Annotated in this window: 30 protein-coding genes and 2 tRNA genes; 18 read left to right on the top strand and 14 right to left on the bottom strand. The window is 61.5% G+C overall.

Annotated elements, in window-relative coordinates:
* Window position 1 precedes the first annotated feature (1 nt).
* The 3 genes from modC to csrA all read left to right on the top strand — a co-directional run bounded on the left by modC (window position 2) and on the right by csrA (window position 2,624).
* Entirely contained in the window at window positions 2–1,093 is a 1,092-nt protein-coding gene (modC, locus tag ABE456_RS05280; protein WP_346643014.1) for a molybdenum ABC transporter ATP-binding protein, read from the top strand.
* A 57-nt stretch (window positions 1,094–1,150) separates the two neighbouring features.
* Window positions 1,151–2,173, top strand: coding sequence for a DNA topoisomerase IB (locus ABE456_RS05275; protein ID WP_346643013.1), 1,023 nt, complete (start codon window positions 1,151–1,153; stop codon window positions 2,171–2,173).
* A 253-nt stretch (window positions 2,174–2,426) separates the two neighbouring features.
* On the top strand, window positions 2,427–2,624 hold the full coding sequence (gene csrA, locus ABE456_RS05270) for a carbon storage regulator CsrA (protein ID WP_004375914.1): 198 nt from the start codon (window positions 2,427–2,429) through the stop codon (window positions 2,622–2,624).
* 45 nt (window positions 2,625–2,669) lie between these two features.
* Here csrA and ABE456_RS05265 read toward each other — a convergent pair whose 3' ends face one another.
* From ABE456_RS05265 to ABE456_RS05250, 4 genes are all read right to left on the bottom strand, one after another.
* Window positions 2,670–3,023 (bottom strand): response regulator, encoded by a 354-nt coding sequence (locus tag ABE456_RS05265; protein WP_085622082.1) that lies wholly within the window; start codon window positions 3,021–3,023, stop codon window positions 2,670–2,672.
* Between the two features lie 12 nt (window positions 3,024–3,035).
* Complete coding sequence (locus ABE456_RS05260) at window positions 3,036–4,481, bottom strand: ATPase domain-containing protein (protein WP_346643012.1); 1,446 nt, start codon at window positions 4,479–4,481, stop codon at window positions 3,036–3,038.
* 5 nt (window positions 4,482–4,486) lie between these two features.
* A complete protein-coding gene (locus ABE456_RS05255) occupies window positions 4,487–5,647 on the bottom strand; it encodes an ATP-binding protein (protein WP_346643011.1) in 1,161 nt (386 codons plus the stop codon).
* A gap of 84 nt (window positions 5,648–5,731) precedes the next feature.
* Complete coding sequence (locus ABE456_RS05250; RefSeq protein WP_346643010.1) at window positions 5,732–6,007, bottom strand: hypothetical protein; 276 nt, start codon at window positions 6,005–6,007, stop codon at window positions 5,732–5,734.
* Between the two features lie 202 nt (window positions 6,008–6,209).
* Between ABE456_RS05250 and ABE456_RS05245 the strand changes: the two genes are divergently transcribed.
* Both ABE456_RS05245 and ABE456_RS05240 read left to right on the top strand, forming a co-directional pair.
* Window positions 6,210–6,294, top strand: a tRNA-Leu gene (locus ABE456_RS05245).
* A gap of 104 nt (window positions 6,295–6,398) precedes the next feature.
* Window positions 6,399–6,812: a DoxX family protein gene (locus ABE456_RS05240; RefSeq protein ID WP_346643009.1), complete on the top strand. Its 414-nt coding sequence runs from the start codon at window positions 6,399–6,401 to the stop codon at window positions 6,810–6,812.
* Window position 6,813: 1 nt separating this feature from the next.
* On the opposite strand, the gene ABE456_RS05235 is transcribed toward ABE456_RS05240, so the two are convergent.
* Window positions 6,814–7,011, bottom strand: a complete 198-nt coding sequence (locus ABE456_RS05235) for a hypothetical protein (RefSeq protein ID WP_346643008.1) — start codon at window positions 7,009–7,011, stop codon at window positions 6,814–6,816.
* Between the two features lie 486 nt (window positions 7,012–7,497).
* Here ABE456_RS05235 and adhP point away from each other — a divergent pair, with 486 nt between their 5' ends.
* From adhP to ABE456_RS05220, 3 genes are all read left to right on the top strand, one after another.
* Window positions 7,498–8,508, top strand: a complete 1,011-nt coding sequence (gene adhP, locus ABE456_RS05230) for an alcohol dehydrogenase AdhP (protein ID WP_346643007.1) — start codon at window positions 7,498–7,500, stop codon at window positions 8,506–8,508.
* A 91-nt stretch (window positions 8,509–8,599) separates the two neighbouring features.
* Window positions 8,600–8,806: a DUF6434 domain-containing protein gene (locus ABE456_RS05225; RefSeq protein WP_346643028.1), complete on the top strand. Its 207-nt coding sequence runs from the start codon at window positions 8,600–8,602 to the stop codon at window positions 8,804–8,806.
* A 57-nt stretch (window positions 8,807–8,863) separates the two neighbouring features.
* Window positions 8,864–9,100 (top strand): hypothetical protein, encoded by a 237-nt coding sequence (locus tag ABE456_RS05220; RefSeq protein WP_346643006.1) that lies wholly within the window; start codon window positions 8,864–8,866, stop codon window positions 9,098–9,100.
* A 688-nt stretch (window positions 9,101–9,788) separates the two neighbouring features.
* On the opposite strand, the gene ABE456_RS05215 is transcribed toward ABE456_RS05220, so the two are convergent.
* The gene (locus tag ABE456_RS05215) at window positions 9,789–10,514 is read right to left on the bottom strand and encodes a hypothetical protein (RefSeq protein ID WP_346643005.1); all 726 of its coding nucleotides are present in this window, start codon (window positions 10,512–10,514) and stop codon (window positions 9,789–9,791) included.
* A 163-nt stretch (window positions 10,515–10,677) separates the two neighbouring features.
* Window positions 10,678–11,133, bottom strand: coding sequence for a hypothetical protein (locus tag ABE456_RS05210; RefSeq protein WP_346643004.1), 456 nt, complete (start codon window positions 11,131–11,133; stop codon window positions 10,678–10,680).
* 165 nt (window positions 11,134–11,298) lie between these two features.
* Here ABE456_RS05210 and ABE456_RS05205 point away from each other — a divergent pair, with 165 nt between their 5' ends.
* On the top strand, window positions 11,299–11,724 hold the full coding sequence (locus ABE456_RS05205) for an anti-virulence regulator CigR family protein (protein WP_346643003.1): 426 nt from the start codon (window positions 11,299–11,301) through the stop codon (window positions 11,722–11,724).
* A 760-nt stretch (window positions 11,725–12,484) separates the two neighbouring features.
* Here the strand turns inward: ABE456_RS05205 and ABE456_RS05200 are convergent.
* Window positions 12,485–12,558 (bottom strand) — tRNA-Cys (locus ABE456_RS05200).
* 154 nt (window positions 12,559–12,712) lie between these two features.
* Window positions 12,713–13,738: a protease SohB gene (gene sohB / locus ABE456_RS05195; RefSeq protein WP_346643002.1), complete on the bottom strand. Its 1,026-nt coding sequence runs from the start codon at window positions 13,736–13,738 to the stop codon at window positions 12,713–12,715.
* Between the two features lie 197 nt (window positions 13,739–13,935).
* On the opposite strand from sohB, the gene ABE456_RS05190 reads away from it, so the two are divergent.
* From ABE456_RS05190 to ABE456_RS05175, 4 genes are all read left to right on the top strand, one after another.
* Window positions 13,936–14,646, top strand: a complete 711-nt coding sequence (locus ABE456_RS05190; protein ID WP_346643001.1) for a histidine phosphatase family protein — start codon at window positions 13,936–13,938, stop codon at window positions 14,644–14,646.
* 56 nt (window positions 14,647–14,702) lie between these two features.
* Window positions 14,703–15,020 (top strand): SCP2 sterol-binding domain-containing protein, encoded by a 318-nt coding sequence (locus ABE456_RS05185; RefSeq protein WP_207878297.1) that lies wholly within the window; start codon window positions 14,703–14,705, stop codon window positions 15,018–15,020.
* 349 nt (window positions 15,021–15,369) lie between these two features.
* Entirely contained in the window at window positions 15,370–16,437 is a 1,068-nt protein-coding gene (locus ABE456_RS05180) for a phosphotransferase family protein (protein ID WP_346643000.1), read from the top strand.
* A 36-nt stretch (window positions 16,438–16,473) separates the two neighbouring features.
* Window positions 16,474–17,241 (top strand): SDR family oxidoreductase, encoded by a 768-nt coding sequence (locus ABE456_RS05175; protein ID WP_346642999.1) that lies wholly within the window; start codon window positions 16,474–16,476, stop codon window positions 17,239–17,241.
* On the opposite strand, the gene ABE456_RS05170 is transcribed toward ABE456_RS05175, so the two are convergent.
* The 3 genes from ABE456_RS05170 to ABE456_RS05160 all read right to left on the bottom strand — a co-directional run bounded on the left by ABE456_RS05170 (window position 17,242) and on the right by ABE456_RS05160 (window position 19,858).
* Window positions 17,242–18,063: a class I SAM-dependent methyltransferase gene (locus ABE456_RS05170; RefSeq protein ID WP_346642998.1), complete on the bottom strand. Its 822-nt coding sequence runs from the start codon at window positions 18,061–18,063 to the stop codon at window positions 17,242–17,244. It abuts the gene before it with no gap.
* Between the two features lie 211 nt (window positions 18,064–18,274).
* Window positions 18,275–18,625, bottom strand: coding sequence for a hypothetical protein (locus ABE456_RS05165; protein ID WP_346642997.1), 351 nt, complete (start codon window positions 18,623–18,625; stop codon window positions 18,275–18,277).
* Between the two features lie 72 nt (window positions 18,626–18,697).
* Window positions 18,698–19,858: a GGDEF domain-containing protein gene (locus ABE456_RS05160; RefSeq protein ID WP_346643027.1), complete on the bottom strand. Its 1,161-nt coding sequence runs from the start codon at window positions 19,856–19,858 to the stop codon at window positions 18,698–18,700.
* Between the two features lie 224 nt (window positions 19,859–20,082).
* Here ABE456_RS05160 and ABE456_RS05155 point away from each other — a divergent pair, with 224 nt between their 5' ends.
* The 4 genes from ABE456_RS05155 to ABE456_RS05140 all read left to right on the top strand — a co-directional run bounded on the left by ABE456_RS05155 (window position 20,083) and on the right by ABE456_RS05140 (window position 24,261).
* Complete coding sequence (locus tag ABE456_RS05155) at window positions 20,083–20,274, top strand: hypothetical protein (RefSeq protein WP_346642996.1); 192 nt, start codon at window positions 20,083–20,085, stop codon at window positions 20,272–20,274.
* Between the two features lie 74 nt (window positions 20,275–20,348).
* Window positions 20,349–20,741 carry a glycine zipper domain-containing protein gene (locus ABE456_RS05150; protein ID WP_346642995.1) on the top strand — a complete coding sequence of 131 codons (393 nt, stop codon included), beginning with the start codon at window positions 20,349–20,351 and terminating at the stop codon, window positions 20,739–20,741.
* 126 nt (window positions 20,742–20,867) lie between these two features.
* Entirely contained in the window at window positions 20,868–22,697 is a 1,830-nt protein-coding gene (locus tag ABE456_RS05145) for an SLC13 family permease (protein ID WP_346642994.1), read from the top strand.
* 139 nt (window positions 22,698–22,836) lie between these two features.
* Window positions 22,837–24,261 (top strand): diguanylate cyclase, encoded by a 1,425-nt coding sequence (locus ABE456_RS05140; protein WP_346642993.1) that lies wholly within the window; start codon window positions 22,837–22,839, stop codon window positions 24,259–24,261.
* A 1-nt stretch (window position 24,262) separates the two neighbouring features.
* Here ABE456_RS05140 and ABE456_RS05135 read toward each other — a convergent pair whose 3' ends face one another.
* Complete coding sequence (locus tag ABE456_RS05135) at window positions 24,263–25,024, bottom strand: TSUP family transporter (protein WP_346642992.1); 762 nt, start codon at window positions 25,022–25,024, stop codon at window positions 24,263–24,265.
* Between the two features lie 97 nt (window positions 25,025–25,121).
* On the opposite strand from ABE456_RS05135, the gene ABE456_RS05130 reads away from it, so the two are divergent.
* Entirely contained in the window at window positions 25,122–26,027 is a 906-nt protein-coding gene (locus tag ABE456_RS05130; protein WP_346642991.1) for a LysR substrate-binding domain-containing protein, read from the top strand.
* Between the two features lie 131 nt (window positions 26,028–26,158).
* On the opposite strand, the gene ABE456_RS05125 is transcribed toward ABE456_RS05130, so the two are convergent.
* Window positions 26,159–26,353 (bottom strand): hypothetical protein, encoded by a 195-nt coding sequence (locus ABE456_RS05125; protein WP_346642990.1) that lies wholly within the window; start codon window positions 26,351–26,353, stop codon window positions 26,159–26,161.
* Window positions 26,354–26,475 lie beyond the last annotated feature (122 nt).

Genomic DNA, 26,475 nt, shown 5'->3' with positions numbered 1-26,475 from the left:
AATGAGCGCATCGATTGTGGCGCGCCTGAACCTGGCGCGCGACGACTTTACCCTGGACGTCGACCTGCGCTTGCCCGGGCGCGGCATCAGCGCCCTGTTCGGCCACTCCGGCTCAGGCAAGACCAGCTGCCTGCGTTGCCTGGCCGGGCTGGAGCGGGCTGCCAGCGCCTACATCGAGGTCAACGGCGAAGTCTGGGAAGACAGCGCCCGCGGCTACTTCCAGGCACCGCACCTGCGCCCGGTGGGCTACGTGTTCCAGGAGGCCAGCCTGTTCCCGCACCTGTCGGTACGCGGCAACCTGGAGTTCGGCTGGCGCCGGGTAGCCGCCACTGAACGCAAGGTCAACCTCGACCAGGCCTGCCAGCTGCTGGGTATCGGCCACTTGCTCGGCCGCCGGCCAGCGACGCTGTCTGGCGGTGAGGCGCAGCGGGTGGGCATTGCCCGCGCGCTACTCAGCAGCCCGCGCCTGCTGTTGATGGACGAGCCGCTGGCCGCCCTCGACGGGCCGCGCAAACGCGAAATCCTGCCCTACCTGGAGCGCCTGCACGACGAACTGGACATCCCGCTGGTGTATGTCAGCCATGCCCAGGACGAAGTGGCACGGCTGGCCGACCACCTGGTGTTGCTGGAGCAGGGCCAGGCGGTGGCCAGTGGCCCGATTGGCGAAACCCTGGCCCGCCTCGACCTGTCGCTGGCCCAAGGTGAGGATGCCGGCGTGGTATTCGAAGGCATGGTGGTGGGCCACGACCCGCACTACGACCTGCTCGACCTGCGCCTGCCCGGCAGCAGCGGGCCGCTGCTGCGCATCGCCCACCCGGCCCATGTGATGGGTAGCACCCTGCGGGTCAAGGTGCAGGCCCGTGACGTCAGCCTGGCGCTGACCGCCGACAGCACTTCGAGCATCCTCAACCGCCTGCCGGTGCGGGTGCGCGAAAGCCGCCCGGCGGCCAACCCGGCGCATGTACTGGTCAGCCTGGATGCCGGCGGCAATGCCTTGCTCGCGCGCATCACCCGCTTCTCGGCAGACCAGCTCGGCCTGCACCCGGGCCAGGTGCTTTTCGCCCAGATCAAGTCGGTGGCCTTGTTGGGCTGAGCATCATTCGCGCAGGCGTTGTCCAAAGATCTGTGACCTGATCGAGGCACCCCGCCCATGCTCGACTGCCCCCTGCCGCGCACCCTGCACTACGTTGACGACAGCCAGCCGGGCTTGAGCCGGCGGCAATGGCGGGGGCGCTTCATCTACCTGGATGCCGATGGCCAGCGGGTGCGCGACAGCGCCACCCTCGCACGCATCGCCGCGCTGGTGATTCCCCCGGCCTACACCGATGTGTGGATTTGCGCCGACCCACAGGGCCACCTGCAGGCCACCGGCCGCGATGCCCGAGGCCGCAAGCAGTACCGCTACCACGCGCAATGGCGCAAGGTGCGCGACCAGCACAAGTACGGGCGCATGCTGGCCTTTGCCCAGGCCCTGCCAAAGCTGCGCGCGCAACTGGAAGCACACCTGGCCCGACCGGGCCTGGACCGGGAAAAGGTCATGGCGCTGGTGGTCAGCCTGCTCGACCACACCCTGATCCGCATTGGTAACCAGCGCTACCTGCGTGAAAACCGATCCTATGGCCTGACCACCCTGCGTAACCGCCACGTCGAGGTGAAAGGTAGCAGTATCCGCTTCCAGTTCCGCGGCAAGCGCGGCGTCGAGCACAACGTCACCCTCCACGACCGGCGCCTGGCCAACCTGCTCAAACGCTGCATGGAGCTGCCCGGGCAATCGCTGTTCCAGTACCTGGATGAAGACGGCCAGCGCCACAGCGTCGGTTCCGGCGAGGTCAACCAGTTCCTGCAGCAGCTGACTGACGCCGACTTTACCGCCAAGGACTACCGCACCTGGGCCGGCAGCAGCCTCGCCCTGGACCTGCTCAGGCCCCTGGCCTGGGAGCCCGAGAGCGAAGCCAAACGCCATGTCGCCGCCATAGTCCGCCAGGTCGCTACACGCCTGGGCAATACACCGGCGGTGTGCAGACGCTGCTACATCCACCCCGCTGTACTTGAACACTACGCCCTGGGGCGCCTGGCCAACTTGCCGAAAAACCGTGTACGCAAAGGCCTGGACCCCGAAGAGGTCACCTTGCTGCTATTTCTTCAGGCGCTTGAGGAACAGGATGAACATTAATCCTGTCTATTCAGCCGATGATGCGAAGAAATTTCCCATTGGCCGCCAAGCACCCTATTCTTGACATCGAGCACCTTGGCCGACAAACCATTGGCGGTTTGCATCGGCTCCTGCGACTGAAGACACGCAACAGAATTTGTCTGTCGGGGAATTACTATCCGCCGAAAGCGTCTTTAATGAGAAGGAAGAGGGACAAGCTCCCGCCGCCGTGGCAAATAGCCCAGCGGACTTTTACATCACCAAGGAGAACTACATGCTGATACTCACCCGTAAGGTTGGCGAAAGCATCGTCATCAACGATGACATCAAAGTCACCATTCTGGGCGTCAAAGGGATGCAGGTGAGGATCGGTATCGATGCACCGAAAGATGTTCAGGTCCATCGCGAAGAGATCTTCAAACGTATCCAGGCCGGCAGCCCGGCACCAGAAAAGCACGACGACTCGCACTGAGCGACTTGCCTCAAGCCGCACGGACGCGCTTGATCGCCACACGCCTCAGGTGCCCAGCAGTTCGCGCACCTTGGCGATCATACAGTCCATGTCGAACGGTTTGTCGAACACTGCGGCGAACAGTTCCGGGCATCCCTGGTTGGCTTGCGCGCCACTCATGAGGATGACCGGCAACTCGCTCAAGGCCGGGTCTTCACGCATCGAGCGCACCAACTCCTCACCGTTCAGCAGCGGCATCATATAGTCGGTGATCACCAGCTGAACGCGCTTTTCCTTCAGTGCTTCCAGCGCCTTGCAGCCGTTGCTCGCCTTTTCCACCAGAAAGCCTTCGTCCTCCAGGGCAAAACCGAGGATGTCAGCGATCAGGTACTCGTCATCGACGATCAGGATGGTATTCATCTGCCCGCCCCGTCACCCACTCCCTTGCGGCACCGGCGTTCCCGACAGCACACCACAAGCGCCTTCGAACGCCTTGCGCAAGGTAATGCCCTGCGGCCCTATCAGCAGCTCGTGCAAGGCAGGGTCATGGTGGCTGTCACGCACCTTGAGGATCGACAGCATGCGCCGCAGCTGCGAGTCCAGCTCGACGAAGCGCATCAGCATCAGGTTGTCGACGATACTCGACAGGTCTGGGGCCGGGGCGCTGATTTCCGAGCCAAAAATGTCGCGCATCTCCCAGGTCAGCATCACGCTCACATCGCGTGCGCGCAGTTCGCCGGTCAAGGCGCGGAAAAACGCATTGAGCCGCGCCGGGTCAATGGCCAGGCGGCTGAACGCCCCGAGGCTGTCGATCATCACCCGCTTGCTGCCCTGCGCCTCGACGCGCTCAAGCAGGCGCGCGCCAACCTGGTCCAGCAAACCTTCGGTGGTTGGCTGCCAACATAGCTGCAGGCTGCCACCCTGCTCCATCGCGGCGAAGTCGTAACCCAGCGACGCGGCCTTGATACGCAGGCGTTCGGGGGTTTCGTAAAAGCCGAAATGCAGCCCTGGCGCCTGCGGCGTGCTGGCGCCGAGGAAAGCCAGGCCCAACGAGGTTTTGCCAATACCCGAAGGCCCGATCAGCAGGCTGACCGAACCTGCAGCCAAGCCGCCATCGAGCATTTCATCCAGGCTTGCTACACCGCTGCTGATGCGAGAGAGGGTGGCACTGCCGATCTGGCTGGGGTGGCTGAACAACGCTTCCAGGCGCGGGTAGACGTGCAGGCCAGCTTCATCGATGAGGCACTCATGGCGCCCCGACAACGCCGCACTGCCGCGGGTCTTGCGCAACTGGATATGGCGCACGGCGCGGCTGCCCACCAGTTGTTCACCCAGTTCTATCACCCCGTCAACCATGGTGTGCTCCGGGCTGCCTTCGTCCAGCCGTGCACTGGTCAACAGCAGTACGGTGCAACCGGCAAAGGCCGCATGGCCTTGCAGTTCGGAGACGAACTTCTTGGTGTCCAGCGCGGTTTCCGCGCGCACCCGGGCATTAAGCACGCCATCGACGATCAGCAAGCTGGCCTGCTGCCGGGCGATTTCCTGGCGCAGTAACCGCACCACGGCGTCGAGGCCTTCCTGCTCCAGGGTGTCGAAGGCGCTGACGAACTGGATCGGGTCGCCGACCAGCGCCGGGTCGAAAAACTCCAAGGTGGCCAAGTACTGGAACAGCCGCTCGTGCGACTCGCTCAGCAAGGTGGCCACCAGCACCCGCCCGCCGCCGCGCACATGCCCGCAGGCCAGCTGATTGGCCAAGATGGTCTTGCCGGCCCCCGGCGGGCCCTGAATGATGTAGGACGCGCCTGCCACCAAGCCACCCTTGAGCAGCGCATCGAGCCCTTCGATCCCCGTCACCAGCCGCCTGAGTGCCTGTGCCATGGTGTCTACCTGTCGAGTTGGCTGTCCATCTGGTCCTGATAGGTTGGCAAGTAAAGCTGCATGCAAGTTCCACGGCCGGGTTCGCTGTCGACGCAAATGGCGCCACCGCACTGCTTGGCAAAGCCATACACCTGGCTTAGACCCAGGCCGGTCCCCTTGCCGAAGGGCTTGGTGGTGAAAAACGGCTCGAAGATACGCGGCAGTACTTCTGGTGCAATGCCCTCGCCACAGTCTTCCACTTCAAAACGCACAAAACTGCCACGCAACCCATCCACCTCGCCGGCCAGTTCGACCATATCGACCGTCAAACCGATGCGGCCTTGCCCCTCAATGGCATCGCGGGCGTTGAACAGCAGGTTGAGCAGCACCATCTGCAACTGCCCGGCATCTACCTCGATCAGGGGCAGGTCCGGTTGCAGCAACACTTTCAATTCAATCGAACTGGGCAGTGCATGCTCCAGTAAACCACGGGTAGCGGCTATAAGGTTCGCCGGGGCGACGCAGGCAACATCCAGTTTGCGATGGCGGGCAAAACTGAGCAGTTGCTGGGTCAGCTCGGTACCGCGGTTTCCGGCATCGAGGATGTGCTGCAGCATGCGCTGGGCACGTGCCGGGTCCTGAGTGCTTTGCGCCAACCGGGCCGAGCTCATGATGATGGTCAACAGGTTGTTGAAGTCATGCGCAAGGCCCCCAGTCAGCTGGCCAAGTGCCTCAAGCTTCTGCGCCTGGAACAACTGGGCCCGCATGGCATCCAGCTGCAGCGCCGACTCACGCCGGTCGGTAATGTCGCGGGTTACCTTGGCCAGGCCAACGATCTGGCCAAGGTCATCACGGATTACGTCCAGCGCGGCCAAGGCCCAGAACTGCGTGCCATCCTTGCGTACACGCCAACCTTCATCCTGCGCCACGCCCTGCTCCAGCGCCTGGCGCAACAAGCGTTCGGGGCGGCCATCGGCACAATCCTGCGGGGTGAAGAACAACGAAAAATGCTGGCCGATCACTTCATCGGCACGGTAACCCTTGATCCGCTGTGCACCGGCATTCCATGACACCACATGGCCGGAGGGGTCGAGCATGTAGATGGCGTAGTCCACCACCGACTGAACCAGCTGTTCATAGCGGTGGGCAGGCATGACGGGATGGTCGAGGCAATCAGCTGAAGCCATGCAAACTCCACCGGTACAGCAGCAGGGACGAAGTGAGAGTAGCCAAGCGTACATGCCAGCGCACAGCCACCCGGCAACCGATGGTCAGCGCTCACGCTCTACGAGTACTGGGCTGATCCGCCGTGGCATCGCCACTTTCAGCAGCCAGAGGCTCACCAGCACGATAAGCCCACCACCGGCCAATGCCATCAGCCGCTGCGGCTGAGGGTGTTCGGCATCGAAGCCCAACATCAGCAGGTAACCGCCCAGGCTAATCAGGCTGAGGAGGAGAAATGCCCCCAACACGATCACCTGCGCAAACAACAGTCGCCAGAACAGCCGTGGGCGCACGACACGCTCGCAAGCGTTGGACTGAGTCATCGCTGCATGCTCTTGGATCCAATAAAAGGGCAACAGTGGCTTAATGACAGCAAGGTGTCAATCGGCCGTTCGATCGCTCCTTCATTCTGTTGATCATAGGTGCTGCGGTTGACTCAACTATAACAATGGGTTATAAAGCGCGCTTGATTGCGAAGCCCTTCTGCTTAGAAGCGTGCTGGTCCATTGCGACCCTTTCAAGCGTGCGAGTGTGGTGGAATTGGTATACACAGCAGACTTAAAATCTGTCGGCGTGAGCCTTGCGGGTTCGAGTCCCGCCACTCGCACCAAACTTCTTTGAAAAGGCGCCCTTGCGGCGCCTTTTTGCTAGCCGACGGCAATGTTTTGCGCAGCTGCTAAAGTGGAGCTTGTCCCCGTCCACTGGAATGCCGCCATGCGCTACTCCCTGTTCGATGGTCAACGCGACATCATTATCCTGGTTGCCCGCATCCTGCTGATGATCCTGTTCGTATTGTCTGGCTGGGCCAAGCTGACCGGTTTCGAAGGCACTGTCGGCTACATGACTTCCCTTGGCGCCCCTGCCCCCATGCTGGCGGCGGCGATTGCCGTGCTTATGGAGTTCATTGTGGGCATCCTGCTGATACTGGGCTTCTACACGCGGCCGCTGGCATTCCTGTTCGCCCTGTTCGTGCTGGGCACGGCGCTTTTGGGCCACCCGTTCTGGAACATGGTCGACCCTGAGCGCAGCGCCAACATGACCCAGTTCCTGAAAAACCTCAGCATCATGGGTGGCCTGCTATTGCTGGCGGTGAGCGGCCCAGGGCGCTTCTCGGTAGATGGTCGCTGACTCAATCGTCTTCGCAGTCATCGAACCAGGCTGGGTGATCACGCTCCTCGTCATCAAGGTCATCCAGCGTTTCCTCATCTTCCTCCACTTCATCCTCGGCGCCTTGGGCATCCGCCTCGGGCTCCCTGTCGTCGTAGTGAAATTCGTGGTCAAGCAGGTGATCGTGCTCGGGTTCGTGCAGGTCGTCTTCGTCGTGCATGCTGGCTCCAGGGGTGCGTAGCTGGCCTGTATAGGCTGATCGCGTTCGCAGGTCAATGCGTTGGCGCTTAATGCTGGGTTAACCAGCCGGGTCCAGTCTGCAGGCTCTCCCTTCAAAACGTTGCTTGCCCGCCTTCATGGCGGGCTTTTTTATGGCTTTATCGGGCCCTATCGCCAGCACGCCAGGCAAAACACATGCATGACAGCCTCATGACCTGCGCTTCACGATTTACGGACAACTGACTAAGCATACTGACCCCGCTCCGTACGTTCTTACAGCCCGCCGCATCATTGCTGCGGGCTTTTCTTTTTCCGTGTGCCTCTGTCAGACATACGCCCCTGCAAATATCTGCGCAAGGCAGGTACATATGTGCAAAGCAGCTACCCCGCCCCAGAACATGACCTGAAGCAGTTTTGCCCACCCAGACAAGGTCTATGCTAACCCGGCGATAAACCAAGCTCACATCGGATAGACACGGAGGCTCTTATGAAAGCTGCTGTTGTTGCACCAGGCCGTCGCGTGGACGTGGTAGAAAAAACCCTACGCCCCCTCGAGTACGGCGAAGCGCTGCTGAAGATGCAATGCTGCGGTGTGTGCCACACCGACCTGCACGTGAAAAATGGCGACTTCGGTGACAAGACCGGTGTAGTGCTGGGCCACGAAGGTATCGGCGTGGTCCAGGAAGTTGGCCCTGGCGTCACCTCGCTCAAGCCGGGCGATCGCGCCAGCGTAGCCTGGTTCTACCAGGGTTGCGGGCATTGCGAGTATTGCACCAGCGGCAACGAAACCCTGTGTCGCGAAGTGAAAAACTCCGGCTACACCGTGGACGGTGGCATGGCCGAGGCCTGCATCGTCAAGGCCGACTATTCGGTCAAGGTTCCCGACGGCCTCGACTCCGCTGCCGCCAGCAGCGTTACCTGCGCCGGCGTCACCACCTACAAGGCGGTGAAGATCTCCAACATCCGCCCCGGCCAATGGATTGCCATCTACGGCCTCGGCGGCCTGGGCAACCTGGCCCTGCAATACGCCAAGAACGTGTTCAACGCCAAAGTGATCGCCATCGACGTCAACGAAGAGCAACTGCGCTTCGCCAGTGAGATGGGCGCCGACCTGGTCGTCAACTCGAGCACTGAAGATGCAGCGAAGGTCATCCAGGCCAAGACCGGGGGCGCCCATGCCGCCGTAGTTACCGCCGTGGCCAAGGCTGCATTCGACTCGGCCGTCGATGCCCTGCGCGCCGGTGGCCGCCTGGTGGCGGTCGGCCTGCCATCAGAAGCCATGAACCTGAATATCCCCCGCCTGGTGCTGGACGGTATCGAAGTGATCGGTTCGCTGGTCGGCACACGGCAGGACCTGCAGGAAGCCTTCCAGTTTGCGGCGGAAGGCAAGGTGGTGCCGAAGGTGACCCTACGGCCGATCGAGGATATCAACCAGATCTTTGACGAGATGCTGGAAGGCAAGATCAAAGGGCGGATGGTGATTCAGTTCGAAGGTTGATCGCTTGGCGGTCGAAGATCATGACCCGTACCGAAGCCCGCAGATTGTCATCCGCGGGCTTTTTACTTTCTCAACAGTCAAGGACCAGGCCATGAGCTTCGACTGGCATGCTGGGCCAATTACCCGCTCCACTCCGCTGGACAAGCACTACCGCAACACGCAGAGGGTTCGTCAGTTTCTGCTCAGTGAGTGCGGGGACGGATTCAAGTTCGACCGCGCCTTCATGGCGTGGATCAAGAGTGGCACGCCGTCCACCATGGGCGACATTGCGGACGAATGGCTACGTATACATCGGTGATCATCGGCATCTGAAGGGGTTTAATAGCGGATAACCACCTGTATCCATAGGTAGCGCATGACGATACGCAGCCTGGCCAAAAACCTCCCGCCAGACCCAGGCAATCCAGGCTGGGTGCTCGGATGGGGCGTGCTACGAGACCGGCACCCGTGGCATTTTGTCGACGTTTATGCTGACCAGAACACCGCCAAGGTGGAAGCAGAACGCCGCGGTGCCGGGTACGTCGTAGAGTATGGGTCGCACCGGCTTGGGTCGGATGATTTCATCTGCGGTGTAAGCCCGCCTGAAGGCTAGAAATTGATTGACTCTTTAGCTCGAACATCCCCAATCAAAGCGTACTCATATGGCACAGCGCCTTTGGTTATGACGGTGGCCTCAACCATCGTCTCACTGGTTTCCTGTTCACGAGCGAATAGCTGGCAGAGGCGTTCGTGACCATAGTGGCACCCACTTCAGGTGTGCACCGCATCTTCGGTGACCGCTGCCCGCCAGCGCCTTAACGCTTGTCGTGAAGTTCGGGCGGCCAAGCGCTGATAAACCAGAACAACCCCAGCCCACCGATGTTACTCCAGCTCCAATGAATGGCCGGATAGATGACCAGCCCGATGATCCAGATGGCAACCATCAATCCGCCAACTCGGCGTCGGCGTTTCGGCGTGAACCACTTCCGCAAATCCCTATGCCTCTCCAGTAACCGCATTACCACTTTCCTTGTTTGATGAGCGGCGAAGCATACCACCCCTTCCAAACCATGAACGCCTCCCCGGCGAGGGCGAACGGGTCAAGTAATAAAGGCTGAAGTTTCGGAGCTCATGGCTTAGAAAAAACCCGCAGACGTTAATCTGCGGGGCTTTCTAACGGTGGAGGCCGAGGTCGGTTTGGGACATTCGATGTCCCAGAGAAGCACCGTGTACGAGGTTGAGGTGGAAAGGGATCGAACTGATAGGGAAGATGTGGCCAATTACAATGTCGCTGATCGCCTCTATGCCCTGAAGTCAAAAGCCTCTGGCGATTGCGTCGTCACGTAGTGCGCCAGGTAGTTGTCGAGCACAGTTTCCGGATCATCGAGCAGACGGTAGTTGGCAAAGTCGTTGTTCTTGACGTGATAGACCTTTCCGTCGCACTTGCCTTCGTCAAGAAACAGCGCATCGCCCGCATCAGTCAACAACCAGCAACGCAGGTAGTGTTCGGAACTCGCCTGGATGCTTTTGACGAAATCCCTCATTACGGCCTTCTTCACCCCACGTAGCACTCGATACCGCTCGATTGACAGGCGTCCGCTGTAGGAGAACGGGGAGTTGGTCCAATCCATGGGCATATAGGAACGCTCGGTCAGCATAAAAGACCAGAAATAGCGATACAGCTCCTTCCAGCGTGCCGGCAGCATCGCACAGTTGCGCTCGAATTCAGGCCCTTCGGTTTCAAGCGTTACAGGCACCAAGTCGAAGAACAGATTCAGCGCCCGCGCCTCAGCCGCCAGCGATGCTATCCAGGTACCCTGAAAACGCTTGAATAGCACTATCGGCACCGCATACTCCCGTTCGATAGCAGCAACGGTACGAGGAAAGGCTGCGGCAAAGCCAGGAAACATTTCGCCAACGGATGCACCGAGCCCATCGATCACCACGCTGTTCAGGCGCGGCCGCTGGGCATCGACAAGATCAGCTGCGCTTGTGCACACTAAATCGTACCTATCCCTGTCAAGCATCATCTATCCCTATTCGAGTTTCATCTTCAGAAAGCCTGTATCGGCTGGATAATGCTTTTCTGCAAGTCCCACTCCCTCTCCTGATTGTCTTGAAGCATCCAGGCTACTGACAGTCCGGACCTTTCGTAAACACTAAGGGCTGCACTCGATCGAATCTGTCAAATCATCGATCATTCTTTGAAGAGGATCCGACGGCGTTGCTTAGACCTTTGGAATTGTGATCGCCTGGAGTGGTTCGAGAGATGGCTGTGGATTTGACCAAACCGCGAGTATCTTTGGAGTGGGCGACACCCGAGGTGGTGGTTCCGTGACCTTTGTCGCTGTTGCGCGAGCTACCGTAATGGTTGCCGCTTACTCCATGATCGCGTGTGGCCTTGCCCTCGTGATCGCTTCCAGCGCTCTTACCATTTCCGCTGTGCCCTCCCATACCACCCGCATGCCCACCTCCATGTCCGCCGCCGTTGCCGCCGCCGTGACCACCACCACCACCACCACCACCACCACCACCACCACCACCTTTGGCGTAGGCAGAACCAATCGGGGAGAGATCAGCAGGCACGAATGCCGTCATCCCAAGTGCCAGCGCACAAGCGAAGACAACAACCAGGGGTTTTCTCATTTTTATTTGCCTCCAAAGGCGCGGGGAAAGCTAAAGTGCAGTTCTGACCGAGAGAGCGCTCTTAAGTTCTCGCATTCCGACAGAATGCTACTCCCCTTCAAGAGCATTGCCTTCGGTAGTAGGTTGACTACGCTCTGGTTGGATAAATGATCAAGGACTGTTCACATGGGAAAGAAGTTGAATATCGCCGTAGCGCTCTCGCTGGTAATGGGTTTGAACCCAATGTTGTTGGCAGATCCCGGAAAAGGGAAAGGCCACGACAAGGGAGGTCAACACGACAACCAAGGGCATCAAGGCAACGGTAACGACTGGCACAGTGGGCCTTCCGTCGACTTGGGCGGGGTGCGGGTCATCCTCGACAACAATCGCGATTACTGGAATCCAGGCTCCTCTCTACCTCCAGGGATTCAGAAGAATCTGGCACGCGGCAAACCTCTCCCGCCCGGAATTGCCAAGAAACTGGATAGCAGGCTGATCGGACGACTTCCTCATTACGATGGCTATGAGTGGCAACAAGCCGGAACTGACCTACTGCTTGTGGCTATTGCCTCGGGTGTGATCTATGAGGTGCTGCACAACGTGCTGGATTGAAGTCGTCAGCTTGGACAAAGCTGAAAGTAGCGGATGACTCTCAGCCTGCCACTATTCCTCTCGGAAAGTTGAAGCGGTTGCGCTGCGGTAAAAGACATCTCTCCTTGAAGCGGACTGGCCACGGTTTCTTTTGGTTGAATGAACGTCCGAATGGATCGAAAGCAGACCATCGTGACTGTCCACTACCGACTCAGGCTGTGTGAAAACTTCAAGCGGACTCCGGCTGATTAAGAAACAACCTAAAAATCGCGCTCCTGCGTGTCTGACTTGGCCTTTGCGTTTTCACACAGCCCGCTTTGCGACCCATCGCCGGAAAGCCCGGCTCCCACAGGTACAACGCCGGCCTGGCGGCTGGTGATGATCCTGTGGGAACCGGCACTGACAGCGGAGCCTGGGCGGTTTCTGTTCTGGGTCGGAGCAAGCGGCGCAAACGATACCCTGCACCGCAACTCTCAGCTCAGCGAGAACTGGGGGCGTCAGTTGCCTGGGCAAGGGCTCACGATCTGGCCGACGTTCATGCCCACCGTTCCGCTTGGCTTAGTCGTGTAAAACTTGATGCCCGACGCTACGATCAAGCGTGCTGCTGGAGCACTCGAAAGAGGGAATCACTGAGCGCGTTTATCGCCGCGTCGGCGAGGAGGTCAGCCCAACCAAGTAGAGGGCTGATGCGGAAACGATGCCCAATGATGCGGAAACGATACGAGTTTCCTGCGCACAAAGAAAAACCCCGCAGACGTTAATCTGCGGGGCTTTCGAATGGTGGAGGCCGAGGTCGGAATCGAACCGGCGTAGACGGATTTGCAATCCGGAGCATAACCACTTTGCTACTCGGCCTCAAAGGTCGGATCTAGCTGCTTGCGCTTCGCTATCTCCTTGAAACGCTGAACCTTTTTCAAAGTTTGCTGCGTTTCGATGGGCGCCATTATGTCCTCATTCCTTTAACCTTGCAACCCCCTGAACGAAAAAAAATTTCAACGGGTTCAAGGTGTTAGCGCAGGCGGCCGAGTTTACTCCATAACCCCACCACGGTGTTCTCCACCGCGCCGCTGGCAGCCACGCCGATGCGCTCCTGCAGGCTCTTGCGTTCGGCATAGTGCAGGTGGAACAGGTTGGCATTACGCGCGCGTTCGCTCAGGTACTCGTCGCTGGTCTGCAGTTCGTCCACCAGTTTGCGGTTGAGTGCAGCCACGCCCAGCCAGACTTCACCTGTGGCCACTTCGTCGATGTGCAGCTGTGGGCGATAGCGGGCGACGAAGTCCTTGAACAGCTGGTGGGTGATGTCCAGGTCTTCCTGAAACTTCTCCCGGCCCTTCTCGGTGTTCTCGCCAAACACGGTCAGGGTGCGCTTGTACTCGCCAGCGGTCAGCACTTCGAAATCGATGTCGTGCTTCTTCAGCAGGCGGTTGACGTTGGGCAGCTGCGCCACCACACCGATCGAGCCAAGCACGGCAAACGGCGCGCTGACGATCTTCTCGCCAATGCAGGCCATCATGTAACCACCGCTGGCGGCCACCTTGTCGATGCACACGGTCAGCGGGATGCCGGCCTGGCGAATGCGTGCCAGCTGTGAGGCAGCCAAGCCGTAGCTGTGCACCAGGCCGCCGCCGCTTTCCAGGCGCAGCACCACCTCGTCACGCGGGGTGGCGAGGGTCAGCAGCGCGGTGATTTCATTGCGCAGGCTTTCGGTGGCCGAAGCCTTGATGTCGCCATCGAAGTCCAGCACGAAGACCCGGCCTTTCTCATCGGCCTTGCCTTTGCCCTTCTTCTGCTGCTTTTCCGCCTTGGCCTGCTGCTTGCGCAGGGCCTTGAGCTGGGCCTTGTCGAGCAGGCCGGATTCCAGGCGCTCACGCAGGTCCTTGTAGAACTCGTTCAGGCGGGTGACCTGCAATTGCCCACCCTGTTTGCGCCGCCCTTTGCCACGCAGCCCGGCGATAGCCGACAGCACCATCAGGATGGCGATGACCAGGGTGGCGGTTTTGGCGAGAAAGCTTGCGTATTCGGCAAGAAACTCCACATTGACTCCTTAAATACTTGCGCCACTACGGCGCGTAGCTGTTGCAAGCATACCGTTGCGCCTGAGGTGCTGCCAGCCGGTGTAAACGCTGGCAACATCTTTCAAACAACCTTTTCAAACGCTTGTATGTTTTTTCGTTGACAGCCCGTGTGCCGCATCCTAACCTCGCAGCAACCTCCAACAGGCCGGAACCTTTCGTGGGCAACCTCTACTTGATCCGACATGGCCAAGCCTCCTTCGGTGCCGATGACTATGACGTCCTCTCGCCCGTGGGTGTGCGCCAGAGCCAGGCTCTGGGTGAGCACTTGGCCCAGCTTGGCGTGCACCTGGACCGCTGCGTGGCAGGCGACTTGCGCCGCCAGCAGGATACCGCGCGCCTGGCCATGGGAGCATTGCACGCCAATGGCTGCCCGGTGCCGGCTGTTGAGACCGACGCAGCATTCAATGAGTTCGATGCCGACGGCGTGATCCGTGCACTGATGCCCGGGCTGCTGCCGGAAGAGCCCGATGCCCTGCATGTACTGCGCAATCCCGTGCAGCATCGCAGCGAGTTTCAGCGGCTGTTCGCGCTGATGGTGCAACGCTGGCACGATGGCGAGCATGCCGACGATGGCCTGGAGACCTGGCAGGCGTTCACTGCCCGCGTGCAAGCTGGCCTACAACGCGTGCTCGATGCCGCCGGCAGCGGCGACAATATTGCTGTCTTCACTTCGGGCGGTACCATTGCCGCCCTGCTCCACCTGGTTACCCGTATCACCCCCAGCCAGGCGTTCGCGCTGAACTGGCAAATCATCAACACGTCGCTCAGTCAGCTGAAGTTCCGCGGCCGCGACGTGGCACTGGCATCCTTCAACAGCCAGGCCCATGTGCAGCTGTTGAGGGCGCCGGAGCTTGTCACTTACCGATAAGCCCGGTTAGTTGTGTCCCTGCGGGGACGTGTAAATCACTCTATAAGGAATGCGCCATGACCTCCGTAGCTGATGCCGTTAAAAAGATGCAAGAGAAGTTCAACCCATCCGCGGCCGCCGGCCTGGACCTGGTGTTCGGCTTCAACATCACCGACGAAGACAAGCACTACGCGCTGATCGTCAAGGACGGCACCTGCAACCTGCAGGAAGGCGAGAACCCGGATGCCAACTGCACCCTGGTGATGGACAGCGAAACCCTGAAGGGCATCGTCAGCGGCGAAACCGACGGCATGCAGGCCTTCATGGGCGGCAAGCTGCGCGTTGAAGGCGACATGATGCTGTCGATGAAACTGAGCGAGCTGTTCCCGTCCTGAGGGCTGGGGATAACGGATGATCGAAAAACCGAAGCCTGACCGGCTTCGGTTTTTTTTGCCTGCTCCAGATCTGCGCCGGCTCTGTGCAGGAGCGGCTTTGTGTCGCGACAGGGGCGCGAAGCGGCCCCAGCTTTGTGCATCATGCAAGATTGCCGGGGCCGCTTTGCGGCCCAATCGCGACACAAGGCCGCTCCTACAAAGGAATGTAGAACGGCTGCCAAGTGGTTACATCAAGGCAGTTGATCGTGCAGCAACACCCTCACCTATATGGCACCTGGCACGCTTGTTCCACCCTCGGCAGGCCATTAGATTAGCCAATAGTCCTTGCGATCGAGAATAAGGAAAACGCATGACGCTCACCGACCAGTCCACCCAGGTACGCCCCGGCGAAGAACTCGACGCGGCCGTCATCGACCCTTACCTCAAGGCCAACATCCCTGGCCTGGAGGGCATGCCGAGCATCAGCCAGTTCCCTGGCGGCGCCTCCAACCTCACCTACCTGGTCAGCTACCCAGGCCGCGATTTCGTGCTGCGCCGCCCGCCGTTCGGGCAAAAGGCCAAGTCAGCCCATGACATGGGCCGTGAATTTCGCATCCTCAACCAGTTGAACAGCGGCTTCCCCTACTGCCCCAAAGCCTACGCGCACTGCACCGACAGCAGCCTGATCGGCGGCGAGTTCTACGTAATGGAGCGGGTCAAGGGCATCATCCTGCGTTCGGACATTCCGCCCGAACTGGACCTCGACGCCAACCGCACCGAGGCCCTGTGCAAGAGCTTCATCGACCGCTTGGTCGAGCTGCACCAGGTGGACTACAGCGCCTGCGGCTTGGCCGACCTGGGCAAGCCGGAAGGCTATGTGCAACGCCAGATCGAGGGCTGGACCAGCCGCTACGAAAAGGCCCTGACCCCAGATGCCCCACGCTGGGAGAAGGTAACCGCCTGGCTGCACGAGAAGATGCCGGCAGACCACCCACGCCCCGCCATCGTGCACAACGACTACCGTTTCGACAACGTCATCCTCGACGCCGACAACCCCATGCGCATCATCGGCGTGCTGGACTGGGAAATGGCCACCCTGGGCGACCCGCTGATGGACCTGGGCAACAGCCTGGCTTACTGGATCGAGGCCGACGACCCGGCGCCGGTGCAACTGATGCGCCGCCAGCCGAGCAATGCACCGGGCATGCTCAGCCGCCGCCAGTTTGTGAATTACTACGCCGAGCGCGCCGGCATCTGCCTGGACAACTTCGATTACTACTATTGCTATGGCCTGTTCCGCCTGGCCGGCATCGTTCAGCAAATTTACTACCGCTATTATCACGGCCAGACCCAGGACAAACGCTTCGCCCAGTTCATTCACATGAACCGCTTGCTGGAGCAGATGACCTTGCAGGTCATCGCCAAGAGCAGTTTCTAAGCCCCGAACTCGATGACGGATAACAAGGAAAACAGCATGTCCAAGACCCACCTGTTCGACCTCGACGGCAAGATCGCTTTCGTCTCTGGCGCCAGCCGTGGCATCGGCGAGGCCATTGCCCACTTGCTGGCCCAACAAGGGGCCCATGTGATCGTTTCCAGCCGCAAGCTCGACGGTTGCCAGCAGGTGGCCGACGCCATCATCGCCGCCGGTGGCAAGGCAACTGCGGTGGCCTGCCATATTGGTGAGCTGGAGCAGATCCAGCAGGTGTTTGCCGGCATCCGCGAACAGTTCGGCAAGCTGGACATCCTGGTCAACAACGCCGCTACCAACCCGCAGTTCTGCAATGTGCTGGACACCGACCCAGGCGCGTTCCAGAAGACCGTGGACGTGAACATCCGCGGCTACTTCTTCATGTCGGTGGAAGCCGGCAAGCTGATGCGCGAGCATGGCGGCGGCAGCATCATCAACGTGGCGTCGATCAATGGGGTGTCGCCCGGCCTGTTCCAGGGCATTTACTCAGTGACCAAGGCGGCGGTGATCAACATGACCAAGGTGTTCGCCAAGGAATGCGCGCCGTTCGGCATCCGCTGCAACGCCTTGCTGCCGGGCCTGACCGACACCAAGTTCGCCTCGGCCCTGGTGAAGAACAACGCCATCCTCAATGCCGCGCTGCAACAGATCCCGCTCAAGCGCGTGGCCGACCCCAAGGAAATGGCCGGCGCGGTGCTGTACCTGGCCAGCGATGCCTCCAGCTACACCACCGGCACCGCGCTCAATGTCGACGGCGGCTACTTGTCCTGATCAGGCTTTGACCGCCACCAGGGTGTAGCTCAGGGGCAGGCGTGCGGGCTGTTCGCGCAGGCGATATTCACCATCGTCGCCCTTGACCATCTGCCCCGGCAGCGCCTGCCAAGGGATGCTCTGGTGCTCGACCAACGCCGTCAGTTGCAGACCATGCGCCAGCAAGGCGGTGATCACTTCGCCCAGGCCGTGGTTCCACTCGTGGGTTTCAGTATGGGCAAGGCGCTGGTCGGTTTCGACGTAGGTCTGGTCGTTGTGCCACACCGTCGGCTCTTCATGCTCGAAATACGGGTATTCGAGCTGCAGGCGGTCCTGGTGGTCTTCGTTGACTGCCATCAGCATCGGGTGCCCATCGCGCAGGAACAGCCGCCCACCCGGTTTTAGCAGGGCCGCGACGGTACGCGCCCACGGTTCGATACGGGGCAACCAGCAGAGCGCGCCGATGCCGGTGTAGACCAAGTCGAAAGTACTTGCCGGCAGCACCTGGTCGGCGGCGTAGACGTCGGACTCGACATACTCGATAGCAACTGCGCAGCGCGCGGCCAGTGCCCGCGCCTCGGCCAGCGATGCCGCGGAATAGTCCAGGCCGCAGACCTTAGCGCCAAGGCGCGCCAGCGAGAGGGTGTCGGTGCCGATGTGGCACTGCAGGTGAACGGCCTTGAGCCCGTCGATATCGCCGAGCAATGGCAGATCGAAGCGCACGGTTTCGGAAAGGTATTCGGGATGCTGGACCAGTTGCTCGACTTCGTAGTCGCTGGAAGCGGCGTGTAGCGGGGCGCGTTCATCCCAGCTGGCACGGTTGAGTTGCAGGGAGCGGTCCATGGTGTCGTCCTTGATTAGCGGGGGCTCATGCTAGCCCCCACCTGCTGCCCTGCGACACAACTGCCTTGCTACAAATTGTAAAGCTTGCACGATCACTGTGGGAGCGGGTTCACCCGCGAAGTTGACACCGCGGTGGATGGCACGGGCTTCGCCCGTGTTCGCGGGTAAACCCGCTCCCACAGGGTTAGGTGCTGCCCCGGCAAAATGCTCGTTACAAGCAGGTCGCCGCCGCAGCCCGGCGCTGCAGCGCCACGCCGTCGTTCTTCTGCGCGTAGTAATCCACTCGCGTGCCACCCGCCTGCGGGTAAACGTCCACAAACGACTCGGCCTCACGGGTGTAAACCGTGAGCCCACCCTGCTTGCGCGGCTCCAGGTAGCCACTGGCGTCGTCGCCGAACACCTTCTCTTCCTGCCAGCTGAACTGGATGCACTGGGCAACCAGCTCTGGCGCCTTGTGCGAGTCAAGCTGCGCAGTCGGCTTGCCGCCTCGGGCCGTCTCCATGGTCGCAGAAGCACAACCGACCAGCATCAGCGCCGCGGCCATCGGCAGAATCGCACGCATGTTCCATCCTCAGGGTAAAAAAGAACGCGACTCTAGCACTGGCGGGTAGCGCGCGTGAATGCTTGCGCGTAGTCAACCGGCCTCGACCAATGCCGCCATGTGCACTGTATTGCGCCCGGCGGCCTTGGCCTGGTACAGCGCGGCATCAGCCTGGCCCAGCAGGCTGGCGGTGCTGTCCCTGGGGCCCGGTACGCCACACCACAGGCCGACACTGAAGCGCAGCTCGATCTGGTCACCGGCAAAACGCGCGGGGCTGCGTGCAATGGCCTCGCGCAAACCTTGCAGGGCAGCCATCGCCCCGCTGCGGTCGGTGCCTGGCAACAGCAGCAGGAACTCCTCGCCGCCATAACGGCCAAGGCTGTCGCCCTGGCGCAGGCGCTGCTGCAACTGGCGCACGCAATGGCACAACACCTCGTCGCCGGCCAGATGCCCGTACAGGTCATTGATGCGCTTGAAATGGTCGATGTCGATCATTGCCACGGCCAGGCTGCTCTGTTGTTCACGCGCACGGTCCAGCTCCACGGCGAAGCGCTCGAGAATTGCCCGGCGATTGTAGGTACCCGTCAGCACGTCATGCAGGGCCAGGTGCTGCAGACGTGATTCGCTGCGTTCCTTGGCCATCAGCACCAGCCCGATCGAGTACATCATTACCGTGGCGGTGCCGATTGCCACGGAAATGCTCTGCTTGAGGTTGCTGGTGTCATAGCGCATTTCCACCGCCGTGCCATTGGCCACCGCCACCACGCGCATGCCCAGGCCGACCAGGCTGATCAGCGCACCGATTTGCAACAGCAGGTGGGCCTTGCCTGGCCGCTCGGCATGGCGCCACGCCCAATACAGGATCATCGAGCACTGCAACATCAGCACCAGCGTCGCCAGCAGCATGCGCGGCTCCAAGGTATCGAGCAGCAGCATCAGCCCCACCAGCATGAGTGCGGGAATGACAAAAATGACGCGCCAGGGCACCACCTGTTCACGCACCCGGAACAGGCTGGCCGTATAGAACGCCAGTGCCAGCGACAGCAGGCTGTTGCCCAGGCCATAACTGAGCCACAGTGGGGCCTGGGCATAGACGGTGTAGCAGACGTAGGCCAGGGCATGTACCAGCAGCCCGCAGCCGGTGAGCATCAGGTTGTCACGACGGTTGCTGCGCCCGACCAGCAACAGGCAGAAAGCCAGGATGGTGGCGACCAGGGCAACGGCGGCGAACAACGTAGGGGTGTGGGCGATCATCATGATTCACCGTGTGGCAGATTGCCGTCTTGGCTGCGGCTTGCCGTGCAGTTTAGGGGCCTGCCAGTGGCCCGGCCATGACCGAACGGGACAGAACAGCAGCCCGCAAGCACGCCGCTCATCGCTGGCACGACAAATTTTTACCTGCCCAGGAAACCAAATGGATCGATCCCAGTCTCAGAAGGTGTGCGGTAAACCTTTGCGGATCAAGGACCTATATCGTGATGACCCGTCTTGCAAGCCTTTCGCTGATTGCCGTTGTCCTGCTGACTGCAGGGTGCCATAGCCATCGCTACCATGACGACGACGATGGCTGGCGTGATCGCGACCGTGGCGAACGCCACCACCATCGGCATGACCGCGACGATGACGACGATGACAATCGTCAATACCGCGGTGACCGCTACTACCGCTGAAGCGTCTTTGCAACCCTGACCCGCCGCCCGCTGCGCGGCACATTAACCCGATGATTTCTTTTGAGGTTTGTATCATGCGTCTGACTCTGCCTTCCCTTGCCCTCGGCCTGCTGCTGTGCCAGGGCGCTTTCGCCGGTGACGGTACTGCCGCCATTGGCGGTGGCCTGGGTGGTGTTCTGGGCAACGTTGTCGGTCAACAGCTCGGCGGCAAGACCGGCGCAGCCATCGGCGCCGGCGTTGGCGGCGCAGCCGGCAGTGCCGTCGGTGCTCGCAAGGGCAACCGTACCGAAGCAGCCATCGGCGGTGGCCTGGGCTCGGCCGGCGGTTCGTTGCTGGGCGGCGCAGTAGGCGGCAAGACCGGTTCGACCGTTGGTGCTGGCCTGGGCGGCGCGGCCGGTGGTGCCTTGGGCAACCACCTGGGCGACAACAACCGCAGCAGCAAGAAACACCACCATAAACATCACTGATCCGGTGAACCAGGGGCCGCTTTGCGGCCCTTTTTGTTGCAGCACATCAACACCCCCTTCACCACAAGCTGGCACATTGGCTGCTACTGTCTATCGTGCCCCCGCGTGAAGGAACACCCCCTCCCCATGAACCAAGAGCTGCTCTGGGTCCTCGGCCTGCTGGCCATCGTCATTGTCCTGTTCGTCATCAACCGCCCACGCATGGACGTGGTCGCCCTGCTGGTGATCCTCGCCCTGCCGCTACTCGGCATTCTCACCGTGGAGCAGGCCCTGGCCGGCTTCAGCGACCCCAACGTGGTGTTGATCGCCGCCCTGTTCGTGATCGGCGAAGGCCTGGTGCGTACCGGCATTGCCTACCGCATCGGCGAATGGATGAGCGAGCGGGCCGGCAACAGTGAGGCCCGCCTGCTGGTACTGCTGATGGCAGCCGTGGCCGGGCTGGGCTCGATGATGAGCTCCACCGGCGTGGTGGCCATCTTTATTCCGGTGGTGCTGAGTATCGCCGCACGCCTGCAACTCTCACCCAGCCGACTGATGATGCCACTGGCCTTCGCCGGCCTGATCAGCGGCATGCTCAGCCTGGTGGCCACGCCACCCAACGTGGTGGTGCACAGTGAACTGGTGCGCCATGGCGAACAGGGCTTCAGCTTCTTCAGCTTCACCCCGTTCGGCCTGGTGGTGCTGGTACTGGGCATCGGCTACATGCTCCTGACCCGCCACTGGCTCAATGGCGAAGTGCGCAAGGACGGGCGCGTGGAAAGCCGCCGCACCTTGCTGGACCTGGTGCTGGACTACAAGCTCAGCGGCCGTGAACGGCGCCTGCGCATCCGCCCCCACTCGCCGCTGATTGGCCACACCCTGGGCGAGCTGGAACTGCGCACCCGTCACGGCGCCAACGTGATCGGCATCGAGCGCCAGCACAAGTTCACCACACGGGTGATCACCGCCGACTCCAACACCGTGCTGCAGCAGGGCGACGTGCTGCTGCTTGACCTGTTTGCAAACCGCGACGACCTGCGCAGCCTATGCCAGACCATGCAACTGGAACCCCTGCACTTCAAGGCTGCCTATTTCATCGACCAGTCCCAGGAGCTGGGCATGGCCGAGGTCTCGCTGCCACCGGGCTCGCAACTGATCGGCAAGAGCATCCTCGAACTGGCCTTCCGCACCCGCTTTGACCTCAATGTGGTCGGCCTGCGCCGCGAGCAGACGGCGATTGAAGAGCAACTGGTGGAAGAAAAACTGCGGCTGGGCGACACCCTGCTGGTGGTCGGCCCGTGGAAGGCCGTACGCCAGCTGCAGAGCAAGCCCAGAGACTTCCTCGTGCTGAGCCTGCCTGCCGAAATCGACCTGGTCGCGCCTGCGCGCACCCGCGCCCCCCAGGCATTGTTCAGCCTGGCGGTGATGGTCGGGCTGATGGTCAGTGGCGCAGTGCCCAACGTCATGGCCGCGCTTATCGGCTGCCTGCTGATGGGCGCTGGCCGCTGCATCGATATGAACAGCGCCTACCGGGCCATCCACTGGCAAAGCCTGGTGCTGATTGTAGGCATGCTGCCATTTGCCCAGGCGCTGCAGAAAACCGGCGGTATCGACCTGGCGGTGGGCGGGCTGGTCAGCGTGCTGGGTGGTGCCGGCCCCAGCGCTATCCTCGCCTGCCTGTTTGCAGTCACGGCGGTGATCGGCCTGTTCATCTCCAACACGGCTACTGCAGTACTGATGGCACCGGTAGCCGTCAGCACCGCAGCACAGCTGGGCATGTCGCCCTACCCGTTCGCCATGACCGTGGCGCTGGCGGCGTCGGCGGCGTTCATGACGCCGGTGTCTTCACCGGTCAACACGCTGGTGCTGGGCCCAGGGCAATACCGCTTTGCTGACTTCGTCAAGATTGGCGTGCCCTTCACCTTGCTGGTGATGCTGGTAACCGTGGTGATGGTGCCGTGGTTCTTCGGGCTGTGAGGCCATTGGCGACGGATAGAGGCAACCTGGCATTATCTCGACCGATCGCAGCAGATTGACATCAAGTAGCCTGACGAAACACACTGATGCCTAAATTGCCCCAGGTGCTTTAAGCCGTTGTCCTGGATTTCGTTTCCGCTTGCCGGTCGAGCCCATGGTTTTTCCAGCCCAATCGCGCTTTTTGCCCCACGTCGTTCTGCTTTGCCTGACCTTTGCCCTCACCCTAGGCGGCATCCTGGCACGCCCGATCGAGTCGCTGTCACTGTTCTGGCCGGTCAACGCGGTACTGGCCGGCGTGCTGCTGCGCTACCCCCGCCAGGCCACGCTCGCGGGCTTTGCCCTGGTCTGGCTGGCGATGGTCGGCGCCGACCTGCTGTGTGGCAGCGCCTGGGTGCCAGCGTTGTGGTTCAACCTGTGCAACCTGGGCGTGGTGGTAACTCTCTGGCAGTTGTTGTCGCGCCTGCCGCGCCTGCACCGGCGCATGCGCACCCCGCACGGCGTGCTCAGCGTGTTCGCCGCCTGTGCCGCCGGCGCCATGGTGGCGGCCAGCATGGCGGCGGTAATGGCCGCGCCGTGGTTCGAACAGTCGTTGCGCGCCACTTGGCTGGCCTGGTTCAGCGAACAGTTTTCGACCAGCGTGCTGGTGCTGCCGGTGCTGCTCACCGCGCCCTCGGTGCGGGCGTTAGTACGCGGTGGTGCCCAGGCCATCCGCCTGGCGCCGCTGCTGGTGCTGCTGGCCTCGCTGGCGTTCAGCATCATCTTTGGTGGCCCCGGCGCGATTGCCTTCCCGATCGCCGCGCTGCTGTGGTGCGCCTGGACCTACTCACCCTTCATGGTTTCACTGCTGACGCTTACCGCCGGCAGTACACTGATCGTGGCAGTGGCGCAAAACCTCATGCACTTCAGTGTGCCGCAAAGCGAGCCTGGAGTAACCACGCTGATGTCGGCGCGCCTGGGCATTGCCATGCTGGTGCTCGGCCCGCTGGTGGTGGCCTGCGTCAGCCAGGCCAACCGCAGCCTGATGGCCCGGCTGGCGCACCAGGCGACCATCGACCACCTCACCGGCGTGCTTACCCGCAGCGCCTTCACCCGCCGCGCCAATGCCCTGCTGGACAGCCGCCAGCAACACGCCCAGGCGCTGCCGGTGACCCTGATGATGCTGGACATCGACCACTTCAAGTCGATCAACGATGCCTACGGCCACGCGGTCGGTGACCAGGTGCTGCGCCAGTTCGCCAGCACCCTGCAAGACCAGTTGCACAACGATGAGCTACTTGCACGCCTGGGCGGCGAGGAGTTCGTGGTTATCCTCCCGGGCCTTGCGCCAGAGCGGGCCAAGTTCACCGCAGAACGCCTGCGCCGCGCCGTGCAGGACTTGCACGTGGTGCAGGCTGACCAGCGCCTGCAAATTACCGTGAGTATCGGCCTGGCCGGCTGCGACGCCGACACCCCTGCCCCTAGCCTGGACGAATTGCTGGCACAGGCCGACCAGGCGCTGTACCGGGCCAAGGCACACGGCCGCAACCGCGTCGAGCAGGCCGAGCTGCAGCGCCAGGTGATCTGAGCTAGCCTGCAAGCAAGTCCCAGGAAAGCTTGGCAATCAGCACACACAACAGCACCAGGAACAGCCCGCGTACAAAGCCCGCACCCTTGCGCACCGCCAGCCAGGTACCGGTCAGTGCACCGAGAATGTTGCACAGCGCCATGGGCAAGGCGATGGCATACAGCACATTGCCCGTCGGCACGAAGAACACCAGCGCTGCCAGGTTGGTGGCAATGTTCACCACCTTGGCCGAGGCCGAGGCGTGCAGGAAATCCAGGGCAAAGAAGCGAATGAACAGGAAGATCAAGAAGCTGCCGGTGCCTGGGCCGAACAGGCCATCGTAGAAGCCGATCGCGCCGCCGATCAGTACCGCCAGGCACTGCTCCTTACGGCCGATCTGCGCAGGCTTGTGCAGCGTGCCGAAGTCCTTCTTGCAAAAGGTGTAGATGGCCATCAGCACGATCAGCACCAGCACCGCCGGGCGCATCACGCTGGGCGGCACCAGCGACACCGTGGCAGCGCCGGCGAACGACATGACAAACGCACTGAGTGCCGCAGGCACAATCAGCCCCCAGTCCAGCGTCACCTTGCGGATGAACGAACGTGCCGCGAAGGCCGTGCCACACACCGACGCCAGCTTGTTGCTGCCGAGCAATGCCGCCGGTTGCGCGCTAGGCAGCACGTTGAACAAGGCCGGGATCTGGATCAGCCCACCGCCACCCACTGCGGCGTCGATCAAGCCAGCAGCGAAGGCGAAAACAGAAAGCACAGCAATATCCATCATGACGCGGTTCCAGGCAGTAAATACCCTGCAAGGCTAATCAAAGTGCTGCGCTTGTGTTGAAATGCCATATTGCAAAAGCTGCAACGAGGAGCAGGCAATGGCATTGGACATGCTGCGGGAAATCCAGGCGTTCGTCAGTGTGGCGCACAAGCGCAGCTTCGTCGCTGCCGCTCGCGCGCTGGGCCGCTCACCCAGCGCGGTTACCCGTGCGGTACAAACCCTGGAGGATAACGCCGGGAGCAAGCTGCTGAACCGCAACGCCAACGCCGTGACCCTGACCGAAGCTGGCGAGCGCCTGCTGCCGCACGCCGAGCGCTTGCTGGATGTGCAACGTGATGCCGCCGACGAACTGGCCGCGCTCAGTGGCAGTGCACAAGGCTGGATCCGCTTCGCCGTGCCGCAGCTGCTCGGTGAACATGTGCTGCCCCAGGTGCTCGCCGAATTTTCTCGCTGCCACCCGCAGGTGACCCTGGACGTACAGTACAGCGACGAAGCCCTCGACCCGCTGCAAGGCAAGTTCGATTTCGTGGTGCGCGGTGCCTTTCCGCAATCGAGCGAGCTGATCGGCTACCCGCTATGGGCTTACCAGCGCCACCTGTACGCCAGCCCGGCTTACCTGGCCGTGGCCGGCATGCCACAGCACCCCGAAGAGCTCGCGGTGCACACATTGATCCTGCACACGGCGCCGCGCATCCTTAAAGCCTGGCACTTCTGCCGCGACGGCCAGATCACCAGCCTGCGCCCCAGGCCCAGGCTGCGCCTGGGCTCAGGCGATGCGGTGTACCACAGCAGCTTGGCCGGCGCCGGCATCGCCCGCCTGGCCGCCTGGGTCGGCGAAGCGCAGGTGAAGGCTGGGCGGCTGGTGCGGGTGTGCCCGCAGTACCGCCTGACTTCCAGCAGTGGCCAAGACCCGCAAATGCATGCCGTGTACCCTGCCGGCGAGCTGCCGGCGCGGGTGCGCGACTTGCTGGCTGCCCTGCGCCGCGCCGGCCTGGCCCACTGAAACAGGCCCGCGAAACGGCTGTTCAAAATATGCTCAATTTAACAGAGCCCGCCGCTGGCTTGGCCTGCAGCACTTTATCCACAGACCTACCCACGTTTTTTGTGGACAGTTTTCCTAACGTAAAGAATGACTTATCGCACTTCCAGCAATGCCGAATTGGCCAGCCTGACCAACTCGATCCACTCCAGCGTACTGATCACGCCCGCTTGCTCCAGCGTTTCGGCATTACGTAGTGCCCGGTCATAGCCTTGCTCATCAAGCGTGCCATCGGCGAGAAAACGGCTACGCCACTCCAGCATGGCTGAGGTGCCTTTCTTGCATTCCATTAATGTATCGACTCCAAGGCAAAAACGCCGTCCGAATGAACGGCGGCGGCAGACTACACGAGGCTTTTGCACTTGAGAATGACTTGCACCTACCGCTTGTCCAGCCGCGCAAGAAGGAAAAA

Origin of the sequence: Pseudomonas sp. TWI929 (genome assembly GCF_039673335.1) — a bacterium.
Lineage (GTDB): Bacteria > Pseudomonadota > Gammaproteobacteria > Pseudomonadales > Pseudomonadaceae > Aquipseudomonas.
This window is presented reverse-complemented; position numbering and strand designations above follow the sequence as displayed.

What these genes read in the sequence shown, in the direction of transcription:
- modC (WP_346643014.1), top strand. Translation starts at nt 2, where the DNA reads ATGAGCGCATCGATTGTGGCGCGCCTGAACCTGGCGCGCGACGACTTT.
- ABE456_RS05275 (WP_346643013.1), top strand. Translation starts at nt 1,151, where the DNA reads ATGCTCGACTGCCCCCTGCCGCGCACCCTGCACTACGTTGACGACAGC.
- csrA (WP_004375914.1), top strand. Translation starts at nt 2,427, where the DNA reads ATGCTGATACTCACCCGTAAGGTTGGCGAAAGCATCGTCATCAACGAT.
- ABE456_RS05265 (WP_085622082.1), bottom strand. Translation starts at nt 3,023, where the DNA reads ATGAATACCATCCTGATCGTCGATGACGAGTACCTGATCGCTGACATC.
- ABE456_RS05260 (WP_346643012.1), bottom strand. Translation starts at nt 4,481, where the DNA reads ATGGCACAGGCACTCAGGCGGCTGGTGACGGGGATCGAAGGGCTCGAT.
- ABE456_RS05255 (WP_346643011.1), bottom strand. Translation starts at nt 5,647, where the DNA reads ATGGCTTCAGCTGATTGCCTCGACCATCCCGTCATGCCTGCCCACCGC.
- ABE456_RS05250 (WP_346643010.1), bottom strand. Translation starts at nt 6,007, where the DNA reads ATGACTCAGTCCAACGCTTGCGAGCGTGTCGTGCGCCCACGGCTGTTC.
- ABE456_RS05240 (WP_346643009.1), top strand. Translation starts at nt 6,399, where the DNA reads ATGCGCTACTCCCTGTTCGATGGTCAACGCGACATCATTATCCTGGTT.
- ABE456_RS05235 (WP_346643008.1), bottom strand. Translation starts at nt 7,011, where the DNA reads ATGCACGACGAAGACGACCTGCACGAACCCGAGCACGATCACCTGCTT.
- adhP (WP_346643007.1), top strand. Translation starts at nt 7,498, where the DNA reads ATGAAAGCTGCTGTTGTTGCACCAGGCCGTCGCGTGGACGTGGTAGAA.
- ABE456_RS05225 (WP_346643028.1), top strand. Translation starts at nt 8,600, where the DNA reads ATGAGCTTCGACTGGCATGCTGGGCCAATTACCCGCTCCACTCCGCTG.
- ABE456_RS05220 (WP_346643006.1), top strand. Translation starts at nt 8,864, where the DNA reads ATGACGATACGCAGCCTGGCCAAAAACCTCCCGCCAGACCCAGGCAAT.
- ABE456_RS05215 (WP_346643005.1), bottom strand. Translation starts at nt 10,514, where the DNA reads ATGCTTGACAGGGATAGGTACGATTTAGTGTGCACAAGCGCAGCTGAT.
- ABE456_RS05210 (WP_346643004.1), bottom strand. Translation starts at nt 11,133, where the DNA reads ATGAGAAAACCCCTGGTTGTTGTCTTCGCTTGTGCGCTGGCACTTGGG.
- ABE456_RS05205 (WP_346643003.1), top strand. Translation starts at nt 11,299, where the DNA reads ATGGGAAAGAAGTTGAATATCGCCGTAGCGCTCTCGCTGGTAATGGGT.
- ABE456_RS05185 (WP_207878297.1), top strand. Translation starts at nt 14,703, where the DNA reads ATGACCTCCGTAGCTGATGCCGTTAAAAAGATGCAAGAGAAGTTCAAC.
- ABE456_RS05180 (WP_346643000.1), top strand. Translation starts at nt 15,370, where the DNA reads ATGACGCTCACCGACCAGTCCACCCAGGTACGCCCCGGCGAAGAACTC.
- ABE456_RS05175 (WP_346642999.1), top strand. Translation starts at nt 16,474, where the DNA reads ATGTCCAAGACCCACCTGTTCGACCTCGACGGCAAGATCGCTTTCGTC.
- ABE456_RS05170 (WP_346642998.1), bottom strand. Translation starts at nt 18,063, where the DNA reads ATGGACCGCTCCCTGCAACTCAACCGTGCCAGCTGGGATGAACGCGCC.
- ABE456_RS05165 (WP_346642997.1), bottom strand. Translation starts at nt 18,625, where the DNA reads ATGCGTGCGATTCTGCCGATGGCCGCGGCGCTGATGCTGGTCGGTTGT.
- ABE456_RS05160 (WP_346643027.1), bottom strand. Translation starts at nt 19,858, where the DNA reads ATGATCGCCCACACCCCTACGTTGTTCGCCGCCGTTGCCCTGGTCGCC.
- ABE456_RS05155 (WP_346642996.1), top strand. Translation starts at nt 20,083, where the DNA reads ATGACCCGTCTTGCAAGCCTTTCGCTGATTGCCGTTGTCCTGCTGACT.
- ABE456_RS05150 (WP_346642995.1), top strand. Translation starts at nt 20,349, where the DNA reads ATGCGTCTGACTCTGCCTTCCCTTGCCCTCGGCCTGCTGCTGTGCCAG.
- ABE456_RS05145 (WP_346642994.1), top strand. Translation starts at nt 20,868, where the DNA reads ATGAACCAAGAGCTGCTCTGGGTCCTCGGCCTGCTGGCCATCGTCATT.
- ABE456_RS05135 (WP_346642992.1), bottom strand. Translation starts at nt 25,024, where the DNA reads ATGATGGATATTGCTGTGCTTTCTGTTTTCGCCTTCGCTGCTGGCTTG.
- ABE456_RS05130 (WP_346642991.1), top strand. Translation starts at nt 25,122, where the DNA reads ATGGCATTGGACATGCTGCGGGAAATCCAGGCGTTCGTCAGTGTGGCG.
- ABE456_RS05125 (WP_346642990.1), bottom strand. Translation starts at nt 26,353, where the DNA reads ATGGAATGCAAGAAAGGCACCTCAGCCATGCTGGAGTGGCGTAGCCGT.